This is a genomic window from Streptomyces sp. NPDC024632 (genome assembly GCF_055559175.1).
In genome coordinates this window covers 110,926-125,263 of record NZ_JBVHLD010000003.1, presented here as the reverse complement: position 1 = coordinate 125,263, position 14,338 = coordinate 110,926, and the positions used below count along the sequence as shown (strand labels likewise).

General features: G+C 72.4%; 12 protein-coding genes. 5 read left to right on the top strand and 7 right to left on the bottom strand.

Annotated elements, in window-relative coordinates:
• Positions 1-2: 2 nt before the first annotated feature.
• The 3 genes from ACZ37P_RS07835 to ACZ37P_RS07825 form a co-directional block, all read right to left on the bottom strand.
• The gene (locus ACZ37P_RS07835) at positions 3-986 is read right to left on the bottom strand and encodes an N-acetylmuramoyl-L-alanine amidase (protein ID WP_467345504.1); all 984 of its coding nucleotides are present in this window, start codon (positions 984-986) and stop codon (positions 3-5) included.
• Positions 987-1,212: 226 nt separating this feature from the next.
• Complete coding sequence (locus ACZ37P_RS07830; protein ID WP_467345503.1) at positions 1,213-1,863, bottom strand: class I SAM-dependent methyltransferase; 651 nt, start codon at positions 1,861-1,863, stop codon at positions 1,213-1,215.
• Between the two features lie 86 nt (positions 1,864-1,949).
• Entirely contained in the window at positions 1,950-2,525 is a 576-nt protein-coding gene (locus ACZ37P_RS07825) for a hypothetical protein (protein ID WP_467345502.1), read from the bottom strand.
• A 138-nt stretch (positions 2,526-2,663) separates the two neighbouring features.
• On the opposite strand from ACZ37P_RS07825, the gene ACZ37P_RS07820 reads away from it, so the two are divergent.
• Positions 2,664-4,118: an MFS transporter gene (locus ACZ37P_RS07820; protein WP_401304208.1), complete on the top strand. Its 1,455-nt coding sequence runs from the start codon at positions 2,664-2,666 to the stop codon at positions 4,116-4,118.
• On the opposite strand, the gene ACZ37P_RS07815 is transcribed toward ACZ37P_RS07820, so the two are convergent.
• The 3 genes from ACZ37P_RS07815 to ACZ37P_RS07805 all read right to left on the bottom strand — a co-directional run bounded on the left by ACZ37P_RS07815 (position 4,069) and on the right by ACZ37P_RS07805 (position 7,257).
• Positions 4,069-5,643, bottom strand: a complete 1,575-nt coding sequence (locus ACZ37P_RS07815; protein WP_467345500.1) for a helix-turn-helix transcriptional regulator — start codon at positions 5,641-5,643, stop codon at positions 4,069-4,071. The two genes, ACZ37P_RS07820 and ACZ37P_RS07815, sit on opposite strands and share 50 nt — an antisense overlap.
• Positions 5,644-5,729: 86 nt before the next feature.
• Positions 5,730-6,179 (bottom strand): SRPBCC family protein, encoded by a 450-nt coding sequence (locus ACZ37P_RS07810; RefSeq protein WP_467345850.1) that lies wholly within the window; start codon positions 6,177-6,179, stop codon positions 5,730-5,732.
• Between the two features lie 88 nt (positions 6,180-6,267).
• Positions 6,268-7,257 carry an SDR family oxidoreductase gene (locus tag ACZ37P_RS07805; RefSeq protein ID WP_467345499.1) on the bottom strand — a complete coding sequence of 330 codons (990 nt, stop codon included), beginning with the start codon at positions 7,255-7,257 and terminating at the stop codon, positions 6,268-6,270.
• A gap of 302 nt (positions 7,258-7,559) precedes the next feature.
• On the opposite strand from ACZ37P_RS07805, the gene ACZ37P_RS07800 reads away from it, so the two are divergent.
• On the top strand, positions 7,560-8,120 hold the full coding sequence (locus ACZ37P_RS07800) for a TetR/AcrR family transcriptional regulator (RefSeq protein ID WP_401715201.1): 561 nt from the start codon (positions 7,560-7,562) through the stop codon (positions 8,118-8,120).
• Between the two features lie 4 nt (positions 8,121-8,124).
• On the opposite strand, the gene ACZ37P_RS07795 is transcribed toward ACZ37P_RS07800, so the two are convergent.
• Positions 8,125-8,730, bottom strand: a complete 606-nt coding sequence (locus ACZ37P_RS07795; protein WP_391047638.1) for a response regulator — start codon at positions 8,728-8,730, stop codon at positions 8,125-8,127.
• A gap of 203 nt (positions 8,731-8,933) precedes the next feature.
• On the opposite strand from ACZ37P_RS07795, the gene ACZ37P_RS07790 reads away from it, so the two are divergent.
• From ACZ37P_RS07790 to ACZ37P_RS07780, 3 genes are all read left to right on the top strand, one after another.
• On the top strand, positions 8,934-9,299 hold the full coding sequence (locus tag ACZ37P_RS07790) for a nuclear transport factor 2 family protein (RefSeq protein ID WP_355345356.1): 366 nt from the start codon (positions 8,934-8,936) through the stop codon (positions 9,297-9,299).
• A gap of 298 nt (positions 9,300-9,597) precedes the next feature.
• Positions 9,598-10,266, top strand: a complete 669-nt coding sequence (locus tag ACZ37P_RS07785) for a PRC-barrel domain-containing protein (protein ID WP_467345497.1) — start codon at positions 9,598-9,600, stop codon at positions 10,264-10,266.
• Between the two features lie 361 nt (positions 10,267-10,627).
• A complete protein-coding gene (locus ACZ37P_RS07780; RefSeq protein WP_467345495.1) occupies positions 10,628-14,317 on the top strand; it encodes a LamG-like jellyroll fold domain-containing protein in 3,690 nt (1,229 codons plus the stop codon).
• Positions 14,318-14,338 lie beyond the last annotated feature (21 nt).

Genomic DNA, 14,338 nt, shown 5'->3' with positions numbered 1-14,338 from the left:
TGTCACCTCTTCCCTTCGAGGAAGGCGGTGAGGCCGTCGGCGATCCCCTGGGCAGCGTGCTGCCGCCACACGGAGTCCGTCAACGACTTGGCGTCATGAGCGTTGCGCATGTTCCCGCACTCGATGAACACCTTCGGAACGGTGGACAGGTTGAGCCCGCCGAGGTCGTCGCGGACCGTCATCCCCGTACCGCCGCCGAGGTAGTCGGCGAAGTGCTCGCCGGTCGCCGCGGCGAAACGCGAACGCAGCGTCGTGGCCAGCAGATACGAGGGCGCCGCGATCTTACGGGTGTCCGCGATGCCCACGTGCACCGACGTGGGCGCGATCACATGGAAGCCGGACGCCGACGCGGGCGCGCCGTCCGCGTGGATCGACAGGGCCGCGTCCGCGTGCGCCGCGTTCCCGATCCGGGCCCGCTCGTCCACGCACGGGCCGAACGCCCGGTCGCCGTCGTACGTCAGCTTCACCTGCGCGCCGCGCGCCAGCAGGATCGCCCGCACCCGGTGCGCGACGTCCAGGGTGTACGTCGCCTCCGCGTAACCGGAGTTGGTCTCCGTCCCCGTGGTGTCGCACTCCTTGCGGGCGGTGCCGATGTTCACCAGCTTGTTGATCTCCGCCGTGTGCTTGGCGTTGTTGAGATTGTGGCCGGGGTCGAGGACGACGACCTTTCCCGCCAACGGCCTCATCGCGCCCGCGGTGTTGAGCGGTCGGGGGGAAGCCGTCGCCTGCGCGGTCGGGGCCGTGCCCGCCAGGTCCGCCTGCGGCGCCGAGCCCTTCTGGCCGTCGTCGCCGGTACCCGCCGAGGTCGGTGAGGCCGACGGCGAGGACGTCGGCGCGGCCCGTACCGCGCTGTCCTGCTCCGAGCCCCCGGAATCGCCCACCGCGTGGTACACCAGACCGCCTGCCAGGCACGCCGGTACGACCACGGCGACGGCGATGATCAGAGAGCGGCGCTTGCCGCCCCCGTACGACTCGTTCCTGAACACGCCAGCGACTCTATCGGCCTCGCGGACATCCCTGAAGGGCGGTCGCGCGGCGCGGCCGGGGAGCTACGGAGGGCGAGGTGGTCGTGACGGCGACGGGTGGCGTGGGCCGCTCGGCCGTAAGCCGCGCGGGTTGTGCGGGGCGCGGCGGGAAGGGGCCGCGGTTCGCGCCGGGCGCGGTGGTGAACGGGCCGCGGTTCTGCGGCTGCCCGGCCGTAGGACGCGCGGGCTACGGTTCGAACGGGCCCGGCAGCCTGCGCAGCACATGCAGTGACCCCGTCGCCGAGACCTCGGCGAAGGCGCCGGAGTCCAGCGCGCGCCGGTACACCCGGTACGGCGCCTGCCCGCCGTCGGCCGGGTCCGCGAACACGTCGTGGATCACCAGCAGCCCGCCCTCGGCGACCAGCGGCCCCCACCCCTCGTAGTCGCCGCCCGCGTGCTCGTCGGTGTGCCCGCCGTCGATGAACACCAGCCCGAGCGGCTGCCGCCACACCTTCGCGACCTGCGGTGACCTCCCGACCACCGCGATCACGTGCTCTTCGAGGCCCGCCTCGTACAGCGTCCTGCGGAAGGACGGGAGCGTGTCCATCAGCCCCGTCGCCTCCTCCACCACCAGTTCCGGGTCGTGGTACTCGCCGTTGCCCCAGTTCCGCTGCTGCTCCTCGCTGCCCCGGTGGTGGTCGACGGTCACCGCCACCGTGCCCGCGCCCCGGGCCGCGTCCGCCAGCAGGATCGTCGACCGCCCGCAGTACGTGCCCACCTCCAGCAGCGGCAGCCCGAGTCCGGCCGCGGCCTCCTTCGCCGCCGCGTACAGGGCCAGGCCCTCGTCCCGTGGCATGAACCCCTTCGCGGCCTCGAACGCCGCCACCACATCCGTCATGGGGTTCACCTTATTTCCGCCGGGACCTGGGCCGGGACCTGGGCCGGGCCGGGGCTGGGGTGCCGGGATGGGGCCGGGCCGGGGCCTTATGCGTCGGCGCCCGAGGCCGCGAGGCCGATGCGCAGCACGGCGGCCCTGCCCACGACGCCGAGCAGCTGGAGACTCAGCTTGTTCACCCTCCCCTTGGTGCCCGCCTCGCAGGTCAGGTCGGTGGAGCCGGAGTCCTCGTCCGACGGGCCGGTGACGCTCATCTGGCAGCCGCCGTCGGAGTCGAACTGCGACTGGATCAGCGGCGCGGTCAGCATGACCGTGTGACCCCCGACCGAGGTCACCGTGAGCCGTCCGACACCGGACCGCGCGGGCACCGGAATCGTGTCGCCCTCGGTCACCCGGACCTCGCAGCGCCCGTCCCTGCACAGCTCCGTGTCCGTGCCGTCCGACGGCACGGGCAGCGTCGGGGCGGGCGACGGGCTGGGGGTCGTGGGACTCGGGGATGGCGTGGCGGTCGTCGGTGTGCGGGACGCCGGTACGGCCCGGCCCGCGCCGTCGGAGCGGCCGGAGCCGTCGCCGCACGATACGAGGACGGCGGCCACGGCCGCGAACAGCACGGCACGGACGAGCGGACGGAAACGGGCCGGGCCCGCGGAAGGCTGATGGTTCATGCGTACAGCCAAACCCACCTGTCCCGGGACCGGTCCCGAAGCACGTGCCCCCCGGAAGATGTCCTAGGCCCCGGCGGGGGTGGACGTAGGCCAAAATCCCGATGCTTTCGTGACAGTCGGGACGGCAGCATGGTCCCCATGAGCGATCTCCTCGGACAGCGCGAACGAACCCCCCGCCGTACCGGGCGCCCGGCGCCGCCCGCATGGGCGGTGCTGGTCGCGGTGTGCGCGGGCCAATTCCTCGTGGTGCTCGACGTGTCCGTCGTGAACGTGGCGCTGCCGTCGATGCGTACGGACCTGGCGCTGAGCCAGGCCGGTCAGCAGTGGGTGGTGAACGCGTACGCGATCACCTTCGCCGGCCTGCTGATGCTCGGCGGCCGGGCCGCCGACCTCTTCGGCCGCAAGCGCGTCTTCCTCGTCGGCCTCGGCCTGTTCACGGCCGCGAGCCTCGCGGGCGGCCTCGCGCAGTCCTCGGGGCTGCTGATCGCCGCCCGCACCCTCCAGGGCATCGGCGCCGCCGTACTGGCGCCCACCACACTCGCCATTCTCACCACGTCCTTCCCCGAGGGCCCCGAGCGGACGAGGGCGATCGGCACCTGGACGGCGGTCGGCGCGGGCGGCGGCGCGGCGGGCGGCCTGGTCGGCGGCCTGCTGACCGACTACCTGTCGTGGCGCTGGGTGCTGCTGGTCAACGTGCCGATCGGCGCGCTGGTGATCGTCGGCGCGGCGCTGTGGCTCACCGAGAGCCGCGGCGGTACGAGCCGCCGTCTCGACGTACCCGGCGCCGTCCTGGTCACCGGCGGTGTCGCCGCCCTCGCGTACGGCATCGCCGAGAGCGAGTCGCACGGCTGGACGTCCGCCACCGCGCTGCTGCCGATCGTCGGGGGCGCCGTCCTGCTCGGCGGCTTCGTCGCCGTCGAGGCCAGGACCGCCCAGCCGCTGATGCCGCTGCGCCTGTTCCGTATCCGTTCGGTGTCCGCGGCCAACACCGTCCTGCTCGCGGCCGGGGCCGCGACCTTCGCCACCTGGTACTTCCTGTCGCTGTACATGCAGAATGTGCTGCACTACAGCCCGGTGCGGGCCGGTCTGTCCTTCCTGCCGCACACCGTCAGCATCATCGTCGGCTCCAAGCTGGCGCCCCGGCTGATGAGTTACGTGGACAGCCGGATCGTCGGCGCGGCGGGCGGGCTCATCTCGGCGGCGGGCCTGGCCTGGCAGAGCCGGCTCACCGTGGACGGGGCCTTCCTCACCTCGATCCTCGGGCCCGGCGTCCTCACCATGTTCGGCGCGGGCCTGATGATGACCCCCATCGCGGCGGCGGCCACCTCCGGTGTCGGCATGAGCGAACAGGGGCTCGTCTCCGGCCTCCTCAACACCTCCCGCCAGCTCGGCGGGGCACTCGGGCTCACGATCCTCGCGACCGCCGCCGCCAGCCGTATCTCCTCCCGCGGGCACGCGGGAGCGTCGGCGGCCCGCGCGCTGACCTCGGGTTACTCCCTGGCCTTCCTGATCAGCGCGGCCTTCCTGGTCGTGGGCACCGCGCTCACGGCGCTGTTGCCGAAGCCGACTCCGAAGATTGTTCCGGTGTCGTAGCAGGTGTCGTAGCCGGGCCTGTGGCCGTAGCCGGTGCCGGTGCCGTAGCCGGGCCTGTGGCCGTAGCCGGGCCTGTGGTCGGGGCCGCCGTCGCGTCGTCGCGGAGCAGCGCGAGCTTCTCCGCGGCGTCGGTGCCCTCGACCGGGAACGACGCCAGCATCCGTACGTCGTCCTCGGGTGTGAGCAGCACCTCGCAGCGCAGCCGGACCAGCCCGACCCGCGGGTGCAGCACGTTCTTGCGGTCCGCGCGGCGCACCGCGACCTCGTGCCGCTCCCACAGCGCGCGGAATTCGGCGCTGCTGTCGAGCAGATCCCGCACCAGGTCGGCGAGGCCCCGGTGCCCGGCGCGGCGGGAGTACGTCGAGCGGAGGTCGCCGACGTGCGCCGCCGACATCCGCGGCCAGTCCTCCTCCGGCACCCGCGCGCGCCAGGCCGGATCGGTGAACCACTGCCAGAAGATGTTGTTCTCGCGGCCGGGGCCCGTGATGTCCCGGCCGGTGAGCGCGTCCTGGAGCGCGTTCGTCCACACCACCTCGCCGAGGTCGGTGTAGATGCACACCGGCACGTCCACCAGACGGCTCGCGAGGCTGATCAGCCCCGGACGAATCCGGTTCCCGGCCAGGCGCGGCGGCGCCGACAGCCCGACGAGGTGGAACAGGTGGTCCCGCTCGTCCGGGTCGCAGCGCAGCGCACGCGCGAGCGCCGCCACGACGGACTCGGACGGCGCCGAGCCGCGCGCCTGCTCCAGCCGCGTGTAGTGATCCGTCGACACCCCCGCCAGCTGCGCCACCTCCTCGCGCCGCAGCCCCGGCGTCCGCCGCCGCACCCCCTCGGCCAGGCCGACGTCCGCGGGCCGCAGCGCCTCCCGCCTCCGGCGGAGGAAGTCGGCCAGCCCTGTCCTGTCGATCACCCTCCCATCCTCCGAGCCCGCCGCCCTTTTAGCCAGGGAGAACCTGTCCCTGGCTACCGCTCGCGGGCGGACGTCTTGTGCGGGAGGCCGCGGATGTAGGGGGGCGAAGAGCAGGGACCAGTTGCCCACGGCGTGGTGGGCGCGCAGTGTCTGTTCGGCCTCTTCCGCGTCGGCGGGGAGGTCGGCGGGGACATCGGCCGGGAGGCCGGCTGCTGGGAGGTCCGCGGGCGCGTGGCCGTCCCATTCGGTGGCCGCGTCGAGCAGGTACAGCAGGTGTCCGGCCGCCGGGCCCGCGTCCCCGGCCTCCAAGGCGCTCGTGGTGAAGGCGCGCTGTTCGTCGCGCCACACCAGGTCCGAGCTGTCGACGGCGGACGCGACCAGCTCCGCCCAGTACGCCTCGTCGTGGGCGCCGGTGCGCTGCCGCATGTGCCGCGCGGCGAACCGCGCCATGGCTCCCGCGTCGTCGATCAGCGGGGAGAGCACCTGGTCGGAGGTGAAGTCGAAGCCGAACCAGAGGCGGCGGCCGTCGAGGACCAGCGATTCGATCCCGCCGACCACCTCGGTACGCCCGGCCAGCCCGGCCTCCGTATCCGCCGCCGCGCCCTCGACCGCCATGGTGGCCCCCTCATCGCTCGTTCCCGCTACCGCCGGAGTCTGTGAGGAGTTGTTTATCGCACGGCACTGACACCCGCGGGGGCGCCTTACGGCCGTCCGGCCGCTTCGAGCAGGCTCTTGAGCCGGGCCAGGTCGGCGGTGACGGACTCGGCGTCGCGCCGGAATTCGTCGTCGCTCGTCTCCGGCTGTCGCCGAAGCGTGAAGACGACCTCGCTGGCCGGGCCGTCCGCGATCACCCGGACCGGGTTGGAGACGGTCCGCCCGGAGGGCAACGTGACGTCGTGGTCGAGCACGCCCCACTCGTTGGCGGGCGAGAAGGCGACGGTCACCCGCCCCAAGGGGGCGGATCGCGCGACCCATTGACCGTCGATCTCCTCGATCGAGCCGCCCAGCCCGTGCGCCCACTCCGGCAGATTCGCCGGGTCCGAGGCGTAGTCGTAGACGTCCTTGACGGGACGGTCGATACGGATGCCGAGGTGCCGGGATTCCCTGCCTGCGCCCTTCCTGCTTGAGCCGTCCCTGCCTGTGCTGTCCATGCCGTTGCTGTTGTCCATGACCGCGACGCTACGGCCGACCGGCGCCGTTTTCTTGAACGAATCGGACATCGCGGGAATCCCGCGGCGCTCAGCGGAAGTAGTGGCCGTCCTTCAGGTCCGCGAGCAGGCCGGGGCGGGTCGGCCGCCAGTCGAGCAGATCGCGCGTGATCCGCGCGGAGGCGGGGCCGTCGACGGCCCAGAAGCGGCCGAGCCAGCCGACGTACTCCCCGGCCTGCTCGGCCGTGACGGAGACGGCGGGGACGCCGAGATGCGCGGCGAAGATCTCGGCGACCTCGCGGATCGGTACGCCCTCGTCGGCGACCGCGTGCAGCACGGAACCGGCGGGCGCGGATTCGAGCGCGAGGCGGAACAGCCGGGCGGCGTCGTCGCGGTGGACGGACGGCCAGCGGTTGGCGCCGTCGCCGACGTAGGCCGCGGCCCCCTTCTCGCGCGCGAAGCCGATCGCGACCGGCATGAACCCGTTGTCGCCGGTGCCGTGCGTGGCGGGCGGGAGGCGTACGACGCAGGAGCGGACGCCGTGGCCGGCGAGGGCCTGGACGTAGTGGGCGTTGCCGATCCGGCCGCCGGAGCCGCTGATCGGGGCGTCGGTGCTGTCAGTGGCACCGGTGCCGTCAGTGCCGTCGGCGCTATCGGTGTCGCCCTCCGTGCTCGCGGCCCGCGCGAGACCGTCGCGTTCGGTGGCGACGACACCGGGCGCCAGCCCGAGCACGCCGAGGATGCCGGAGGCGATGACGAAAGGCTTGTCCGTACCGGTCAGGGCCTCGCCGAAGGTCTCGATCGCCGCGCGGTCGGCGCCAGTGGCACCGGCGAAGTCGCCCGCGAAGGCGATGTCGTGCTTGAACGCCAGGTGGACGACCCCGTCGGACGACGCGGCGGCCTCCCGCAGCGTGCCGAGGTCGTCGAGCGAGCCCGGCAGGACCTCGGCGCCCGCGGCCCGCAGGGTCCGGGCGGCGGCATCGGAGCGGGCGAGCCCGACGACCGAGTGACCCGCGGTGATCAGCTCGGGAACGAGCCCGCGGCCGACCCAGCCCGACGCTCCTGTGACGAAAACGCGCATGGGGAACCTCCAGAAAGGGGCGCGCCCGTCCGGCGGATCCGTAGCGGGCGGCCTTGCGGTCACCCTCTATTCTTTGTACGGTCGTGCAAGAAAAGTCAAGCGGTGACGGCGGCCGGTGCGCGAGGGAGGATGGACGACGGCGGACCGCGACGAACAGGACGGACCGCGACGGTCGCGACGGACCGCGACGAACAGGACGGACCGCGACGGTCGCGACGGACCGCGACGATCACGACGGACCGTGACGATCACGACGGACCGTGACGATTACGAACGACCGCGACGATCAACCGGAGGCAGCGATGGCGGGGCGCCCCGTCGACCACCAGCGGCGCGCGGAACTGCTCGACGCGGTGGTCGACTACACGGTCGAGCACGGCTTCTCCGAGGTGTCGTGGCGGCCGGTCGCCGCCGCCCTCGGGGTGTCGCCCACGACCCTCGTCCACCGCTTCGGCACCAAGGAGCAGATGCTCCAGGCCGTCCTCGGGCGCCTGCGCGAGCGCATCTTCCAGGCCACCAACGAGACGGCCGGACACCAGCCCGATCTGGCGACGTCCGTACGCGCCGTCTGGCGACGCGCCTCGGACCCGCGCCAAGGCGCCGAGTTCCGGCTCTTCTTCGCCGTCTACGGGCGGGCGCTCCAGGCGCCCGAGCAGTTCTCCGACTTCCTCGACCACGTCGTCACCGACTGGATGAACGCCCTGTGCGCCGCCCAAGGACCCGACGTATCACCCGAGTCGGCAGTGCGTACGGCCACCCTCGTCATCGCCACCGTTCGCGGCCTGCTCCTCGACCTCCTCGCCACCGGCGACCGCGCCCGCGTCGACGACGCGGCCGAAGCGTTCCTCGCCTCGCTGGCGTGAGGGGTCAGAGCCAGCCGTTCTGGCGCGCGTGGCGTACGGCTTCGATGCGGTTACGGGTGCCGGTCTTGCCGATGGCCGCGGAGAGGTAATTGCGCACGGTGGACTCGGAGAGGAAGACGCGGGCCGCGATGTCGGCGACGGTGGAGCCGTCCGCGGCGGCGTTGAGCACGTCGCGCTCACGCGGGGTGAGCGGGCTGGGCCCCGCGCTGAGCGCGGCCGCGGCCAGCGCCGGGTCGATGACGCGCTCGCCGCGCAGGACACGGCGGATGGCGTGGGCCAGTTCCTCGACGGGCCCGTCCTTGACCAGGAATCCGGCCGCGCCCGCTTCCATGGCGCGCCGCAGATACCCCGGCCGGCCGAACGTGGTGAGGATGAGCACCTGGCACGACGGCAGCCGCTCGCGCAGCTCCGCCGCCGCGTCGAGGCCGCTGCGCCCCGGCAGTTCGATGTCCAGCAGCGCGATGTCCGGCCGCGCCTCCAGCGCCTCCGCCACGATCCGGTCCCCGGCGGCCACCTGCGCGACGACCTCCAGGTCGTCCTCCAGATTCAGCAACAACGCGAGCGCGCCCCGCATCATCCCCTGGTCCTCCGCGAGCAGCACCCGCGTCAGCGCCCCGTCCCGCCGATCGCCGTGCTCGCCGCCCCGCTCCCCGCCCTGCCCTGTCTCCCCGTCGGTCATCCCCCCACCCTAGACAGCCCTCGCCCTAGGCAGCCGCCACCCTAGACAGCCCCCGCCCGCGCGGTCCGCCCGCCGTGTCCGGGACATGGCTCGCACGGCGACTATTGCCGCGAGTGGGCTGGTACTACTGGTACATGCATGAAGAGACCGCGCAGTCCGCGATCGACACGTTCATCTCCGCGTTCAACGCGTCGGACGACACCTATGTGACCGGGCTGCTCTCCCAGGCCCTGACCTCGGATGTCCTCTTCTGGGGGCCGTTGGGACGCAGCGAGGGGATCGAGGCGGTCGAGCGCTTCGTGCTGGACATCCGGCGCCATCCGGCGGGGGCCGGCACGATGGAGCGCTGCTCGGCGGTGGACATGCCAGATGAGTGGGCCCGGTACGAGTGGGTCTTCACCACTCCCGACGGAGGCCCCCGCCTGACGGGAACCGACGTCGTCCATCTGCGGCGGAGCCTCATCGACCAGGTCATCGTCTTCGCCGGAGAGATCAAGTAGGCCGATTCCCCCCGCCGCCCCCGAGTTCCCCACGACGTGACCTCGGCGAGGACGTCGTGCCAGGGGAAGGCACCGGGATCGGCCGTCTCGCCGGAAGAAGCCGCCTCGCCGGAAGCCGCCTTGGCGGGGCGACCTCGCGCGCAGATCCGATGATCTGAAAGAAAAGCCCTAGGTGTCCCGCCACGGGGTAGCGGTCGGGATGGGAGAAGGTGGCCTCGTCGGGCACGCGGTTCGCGGGAGGACGGTGCCGCACCTTTTCCGGTTGGGCCGCAGGCACGTCGTAGAGGAGTGAATTCGTATGACGGATGACGTCTTCGGGAGTTCCGAGGCATTGAGGGAACTGACGATCCACGACCGGCACGGGCAATTCATCGGCCGGGTCAGCCATGTGTACGTGGACGACTGGGACCGTCGGCCGCAGTGGGTGACGGTGAGGACCGGGATGCACGGCTTCGAGGAGACGTTCGTCCCCTTGGCCGGCGCCGAGCACGAGATCGGGCGCGACACGGGCGGCGGTGTGCTGCGGGTGGCGTACGACCTCGACACGATCAAGGCCGCGCCGCGCGAGGACGCCGAGCAGCACCTCGGACTCGACCAGGAGCAGGAGTTGTACGCCCACTACGGGCTCCTCCCGCCGGAGGGCCAGGCGTCCGGCGCCCCGGGCGTGGGCGCCGACCGCCCCACCGCCCCCCTCACCGGCCACGACGAGGGCATGGACGACATCCAGGAGCTCTCCGACGACCCGGCCCCCGCCCCCACCCGCTCCCGTCTCCGCAAGGCCACCCCCGCCGAAACCACCCCACCCGCATCCACCCCCTCCGAGCCCCCCACCCCTGCGGAGCCCGCCGCCTCCTCCGAGCCCCCCACCCCTGCGGAGCCCGCCGCCTCCTCCGAGCCCCCCACCCCGACACCCGAGGCGACCCCCTCCACCCCTCCGCCCCCTCCCGCCCCCGACGACAGGTCCTAGAGATCGACCCCGTTCTTCACCGGCGGCGGCTACGCGTCCGGGGTCGGGGCGCGGGGTGGGCTGGACTGGGCGGGGGTTGTGGCGGCGGACTGACCGGGGGAAAAGCGGATAAAGGGGCTGCGGGGGGAATTCGTCCCGGAATCCGGCCCGCGGAAAGGGTGGCGGGAAAAGGCTGTACGTACCTCGGGGTTCGTGAACCCCGAGGTACGTATCGGGGCAGGTGGCGGCAGGTGCAGAAGGCGGGATTCCACTTAATTTTTTCCTGAAAGGATTGACGCGCTTCGTTAGATGGACACAGAATCCACTTCGCTCATAGGGGAGTTCGGGTGGAACGGGGTGGGGGCGGACTGTGAATATTCGTATGCGGCGCAGAGCGCGGAAGCTGGCGTGGCGGGGGGTCGCGGTGGGGGCGGCGGCCACGGTGGCGTGGGCGGGGCTGACGCCCCTGGACGCGACGGCGGACCCCGCGCCCGTGCCGCAGACCGAGGCGCAGCGGGACCTGGACCAGGCGCAGGCGTCCGGGCAGCCGGTGGAGGTGGTGGGGGCGCGTACGGAGAACACGACGACGTACGCGAATCCCGACGGAATCACCATGCGGCTCGACCAGTTCACGGCCCCGGTACGGGTCGCGCGGGCGGACGGCTCCTGGGCCGAGCCGGACGCGACCCTGGCCAGGAAGGCCGACGGGAGCCTGGCTCCGAAGGCGGCCGTGGTGGATCTGGCCTTCTCCGGCGGCGGCACCGCCCCGTTGGTGACGATCGGGCGCAACGGCCGCACGCTGGCCTTCAGTTGGCCCGGCACGCTGCCCGCCCCGACGCTGGACGGCGAGAGCGCCGTGTACGCCGACGTGCTGCCGGGCGTGGACCTGCGCATGACGGCGACCACGCAGGGCTACCGCGAGGTGCTGGTGGTCAAGACGCCGACCGCGGCGGCCAATCCGGCGCTGAAGCGGATCGAGTTCGGGATGCGCGCCTCCGGGCTGGACGTCAGCGACACCGCGAGCGGCGGCCTGAGCGCGGTCGGCCCCGACGGGCAGGAGCTGTTCACGTCCTCGGCCGCCCAGATGTGGGACTCGCTCGGTACGGCGTCCGACCCGGTCGACAACCCGGCCGCGCCCACGGCGGAGACGGCGCCCACCACAAAGGCCGCGCCCTCCGCCAAGACCGTGCCCACCACAAAGACCGCGCCCAGCGCCGAGGCCGCCGAGGCCCTCGCCCCCGAAGACGGCCCGGCCCCCGGCGCCACCACCGCCACCACCCCGCTGGACGTCACCGGCACCTCCGTCGCCGTCGTCCCCGACCCCCACCTCCTCGCGGCCAAGGACACCGCCGCGTACCCGCTGTACATCGACCCCGACGTGTCGCTCGCCTCGGGCGCCCCGCAGCGCACGCTCCTGCGCAGCGACGGCTACAGCAGCTACGGCTGGGGCAACGGCACCAACGGCGAGGGCGACGGCCACTGCGGCTCCTGGAACGGCTACTACTGCGGTCCCGGCTACACGCAGCGGCTCTACTTCCAGTTCACCCCCGGCGCCCTCAAGGGCAAGAAGGTCCTGAAGGCGACCTTCCGCGTCACCTCGCCCTGGGCGTTCCAGTGCGACGCGCGCTGGACGGACCTGGAGCGCACGAACAACTTCTCGTCGTCCACGACCTGGTCGTCACGCCCCAAGGAGCTCGACCTGATGGTCGACCGCTCCTTCTCGGCCGGCCGCGGCTCGACCTGCGACCCCAACTCCCCTGACGCGCCGATCGAATTCGCCGACAACCCGGACGAGACGAATGAGAATCTGACGCCCACGGTCGCGGACTTCGCCGCGGGCAAATTCGCCAAGCTCACCCTCGAACTGCGCGCGCACGACGAGTCCGACACCTCCGCGTGGAAGCGGTTCAAGAACAACGCGGCGCTGTCCGTCAACTACGTGGCCAACCCCGCGCTCCCGACGAAGATCGGTCTGGTCACGGGCAGCGGCGTGGTGTGCTCGACCAAGAGCGCCGACCCGTCGGTGATCTCCGACCCGACGCCCGCGCTGTCGTCGGTGCCGCAGACGGCGGCGGGCGGCGAGTCGGGCGCGCGGCTGCGTTCGGTCTTCAGCATGGACAAGTACACGGCGTCCAGCGCCACATGGTCGAGCGCGTTCAGCGACATCGTGCGGCCCGCGACCGGATTCGTCGGCGACAACGTCTCACCCGGCGTCGCCACCGCACCGACCCTGACCGACGGCACGCTGTACCGGTACCGCACATGGACCCGTTCGTACTACGACAACCAGAGCAGCTATCTGGCGGGACCGTCCAACGGCTCGACCACCGGCTGGTGTTACTTCAAGGTCGACTCCACCGCCCCCAAGGCGCCGACGGTCACCTTCGCGCGAACCTACAGCGAGTGCCTGCCCAACACCTGTGTTCCGGCGGGCGGTCCCGGCGTGGAGGGCAAGGTCGTCTTCGGGCCCGCGTCCGGTGACACCAACACCGCCTACGAGTACAAGCTGTCCTCGTCCGACGCGTGGATCGCGCTCGCGGCCGGGGTCACCAGCGCGACGATCACCCCGCCCGCCTCCGGCACGTACCACCTGGACGTCCGCGCCAAGGACGTCGTCGGGCGGTGGGGAGCGGAGACGGTGAAGGACTTCCTGGTCGCGGCCGGTGCGGGCCCGGTCGGGCAGTGGAGCTTCGACGAGAGCGGCGGCCAGGCCGTCGACACCTCGACCACCGTGGCGGCGCAGCAGCACAACGCGACGCTGGCCGGCACCGGCGCGGTCCGCGACGCCAACGGCCGCCGCGGCGACCTGCCGGACGGCAACGGCGGCAGCACCCCGGACAAGGGCCTGCACCTGGACGGGACGTCGGGGTACGCCTCGACGGCGGGGCCCGTACTGGAGACCCGCTCGGCGTACACCGTCTCGGCGTGGGTGAAGCTGGACACCACCACACCCAACGGCATCGTGCTCTCCCAGGACGGGGTGACGTACAGCCCGTTCATCCTCGCCTACGACCACGGCCTGGGCACCTGGTTCTTCGGGGTCAAGCAGCAGGACGCCAACACCGGCACCGCGTACTACGGAGTGGCGGCCAAGTCCCCGCCCAGGACCGGGGTGTGGACCCACCTGCTGGGCAGCTACGACCCGGCGACCTCGCAGAGCGCGCTGTACGTGAACGGCGTGCTCCAGGGCACCGCGACCACCACCGGCTCGTGGTCGGCGACCGGCGCCTTCCAGATCGGGCGGTACAAGTGGGGGACGTACCAGTACAACTTCCCCGGCAGCATCGATGAGGTGAAGGTCTGGCAGCGGACGCTGACCTCGCAGGAAGCCTCCGACGAGGCGCGGCTGCTCGGCACCGACGGCAAGGCCCAGGTCGAACTGACCGCGGCCTGGGACCCGTCGGGCGCCTCCGGCACCACCCTCGCCGACACCGCCTCCGGTTACGGCCGCACCCTGACCACCTCGGGCGGCGCCACCCTCGACGGCGACACCATCGCCCTCGACGGCGCCACCGGTTCGGTCTCCACGCCCGGCTCCGTCGTGGACGACACCGGCTCCTTCACGGTCACCACCCGCACCCAGCTCGACGCGGCGGCCCTGGTCACCCACCCCGTCGGCTACACCGAACAGATCGCGGGGCAGCGCTCGGCCGACGGCTCCTCGTGGGGCGTGTGGTTCAAGTACACCGGCACCACCACCACACTGGACGACGACGGCAACGTCATCACCGTCCCCCAGGGCCAGTGGCTCTTCGGCCGGGTCGCCACCGACGGCACCTTCACCGGCGCCGTCTCGCCCAACGACGACCCCAGCGGCGGCAGCGCCGACGGCACCGTCCAGGTCACCGGCGTCCTCGACGCCCAGTCCGGCACGGTCAGCCTCTACCTCGGCGACAACCTCCAGGACACCCAGCCCTTCACCGCCGTCCAGGGAGCGGGCGACTTCACCGGCGGCCGCGCCTACGTCGGCGCGACCTGGGGGCACTACCTGGCGGGCCAGATCGAGGACATCCGCGTCTGGTCGGGCGCGATGACCGACTCCGACCAGATCACGTCGGTCATCGACGGCTGACCCCGGTCGGACGGCGGCCCC

What these genes read in the sequence shown, in the direction of transcription:
- ACZ37P_RS07800 (WP_401715201.1), top strand. Translation starts at nt 7,560, where the DNA reads ATGGCGGGGCGCCCCGTCGACCACCAGCGGCGCGCGGAACTGCTCGAC.
- ACZ37P_RS07805 (WP_467345499.1), bottom strand. Translation starts at nt 7,257, where the DNA reads ATGCGCGTTTTCGTCACAGGAGCGTCGGGCTGGGTCGGCCGCGGGCTC.
- ACZ37P_RS07825 (WP_467345502.1), bottom strand. Translation starts at nt 2,525, where the DNA reads ATGAACCATCAGCCTTCCGCGGGCCCGGCCCGTTTCCGTCCGCTCGTC.
- ACZ37P_RS07785 (WP_467345497.1), top strand. Translation starts at nt 9,598, where the DNA reads ATGACGGATGACGTCTTCGGGAGTTCCGAGGCATTGAGGGAACTGACG.
- ACZ37P_RS07830 (WP_467345503.1), bottom strand. Translation starts at nt 1,863, where the DNA reads ATGACGGATGTGGTGGCGGCGTTCGAGGCCGCGAAGGGGTTCATGCCA.
- ACZ37P_RS07810 (WP_467345850.1), bottom strand. Translation starts at nt 6,179, where the DNA reads ATGGACAGCACAGGCAGGGACGGCTCAAGCAGGAAGGGCGCAGGCAGG.
- ACZ37P_RS07815 (WP_467345500.1), bottom strand. Translation starts at nt 5,643, where the DNA reads ATGGCGGTCGAGGGCGCGGCGGCGGATACGGAGGCCGGGCTGGCCGGG.
- ACZ37P_RS07780 (WP_467345495.1), top strand. Translation starts at nt 10,628, where the DNA reads ATGCGGCGCAGAGCGCGGAAGCTGGCGTGGCGGGGGGTCGCGGTGGGG.
- ACZ37P_RS07820 (WP_401304208.1), top strand. Translation starts at nt 2,664, where the DNA reads ATGAGCGATCTCCTCGGACAGCGCGAACGAACCCCCCGCCGTACCGGG.
- ACZ37P_RS07790 (WP_355345356.1), top strand. Translation starts at nt 8,934, where the DNA reads ATGCATGAAGAGACCGCGCAGTCCGCGATCGACACGTTCATCTCCGCG.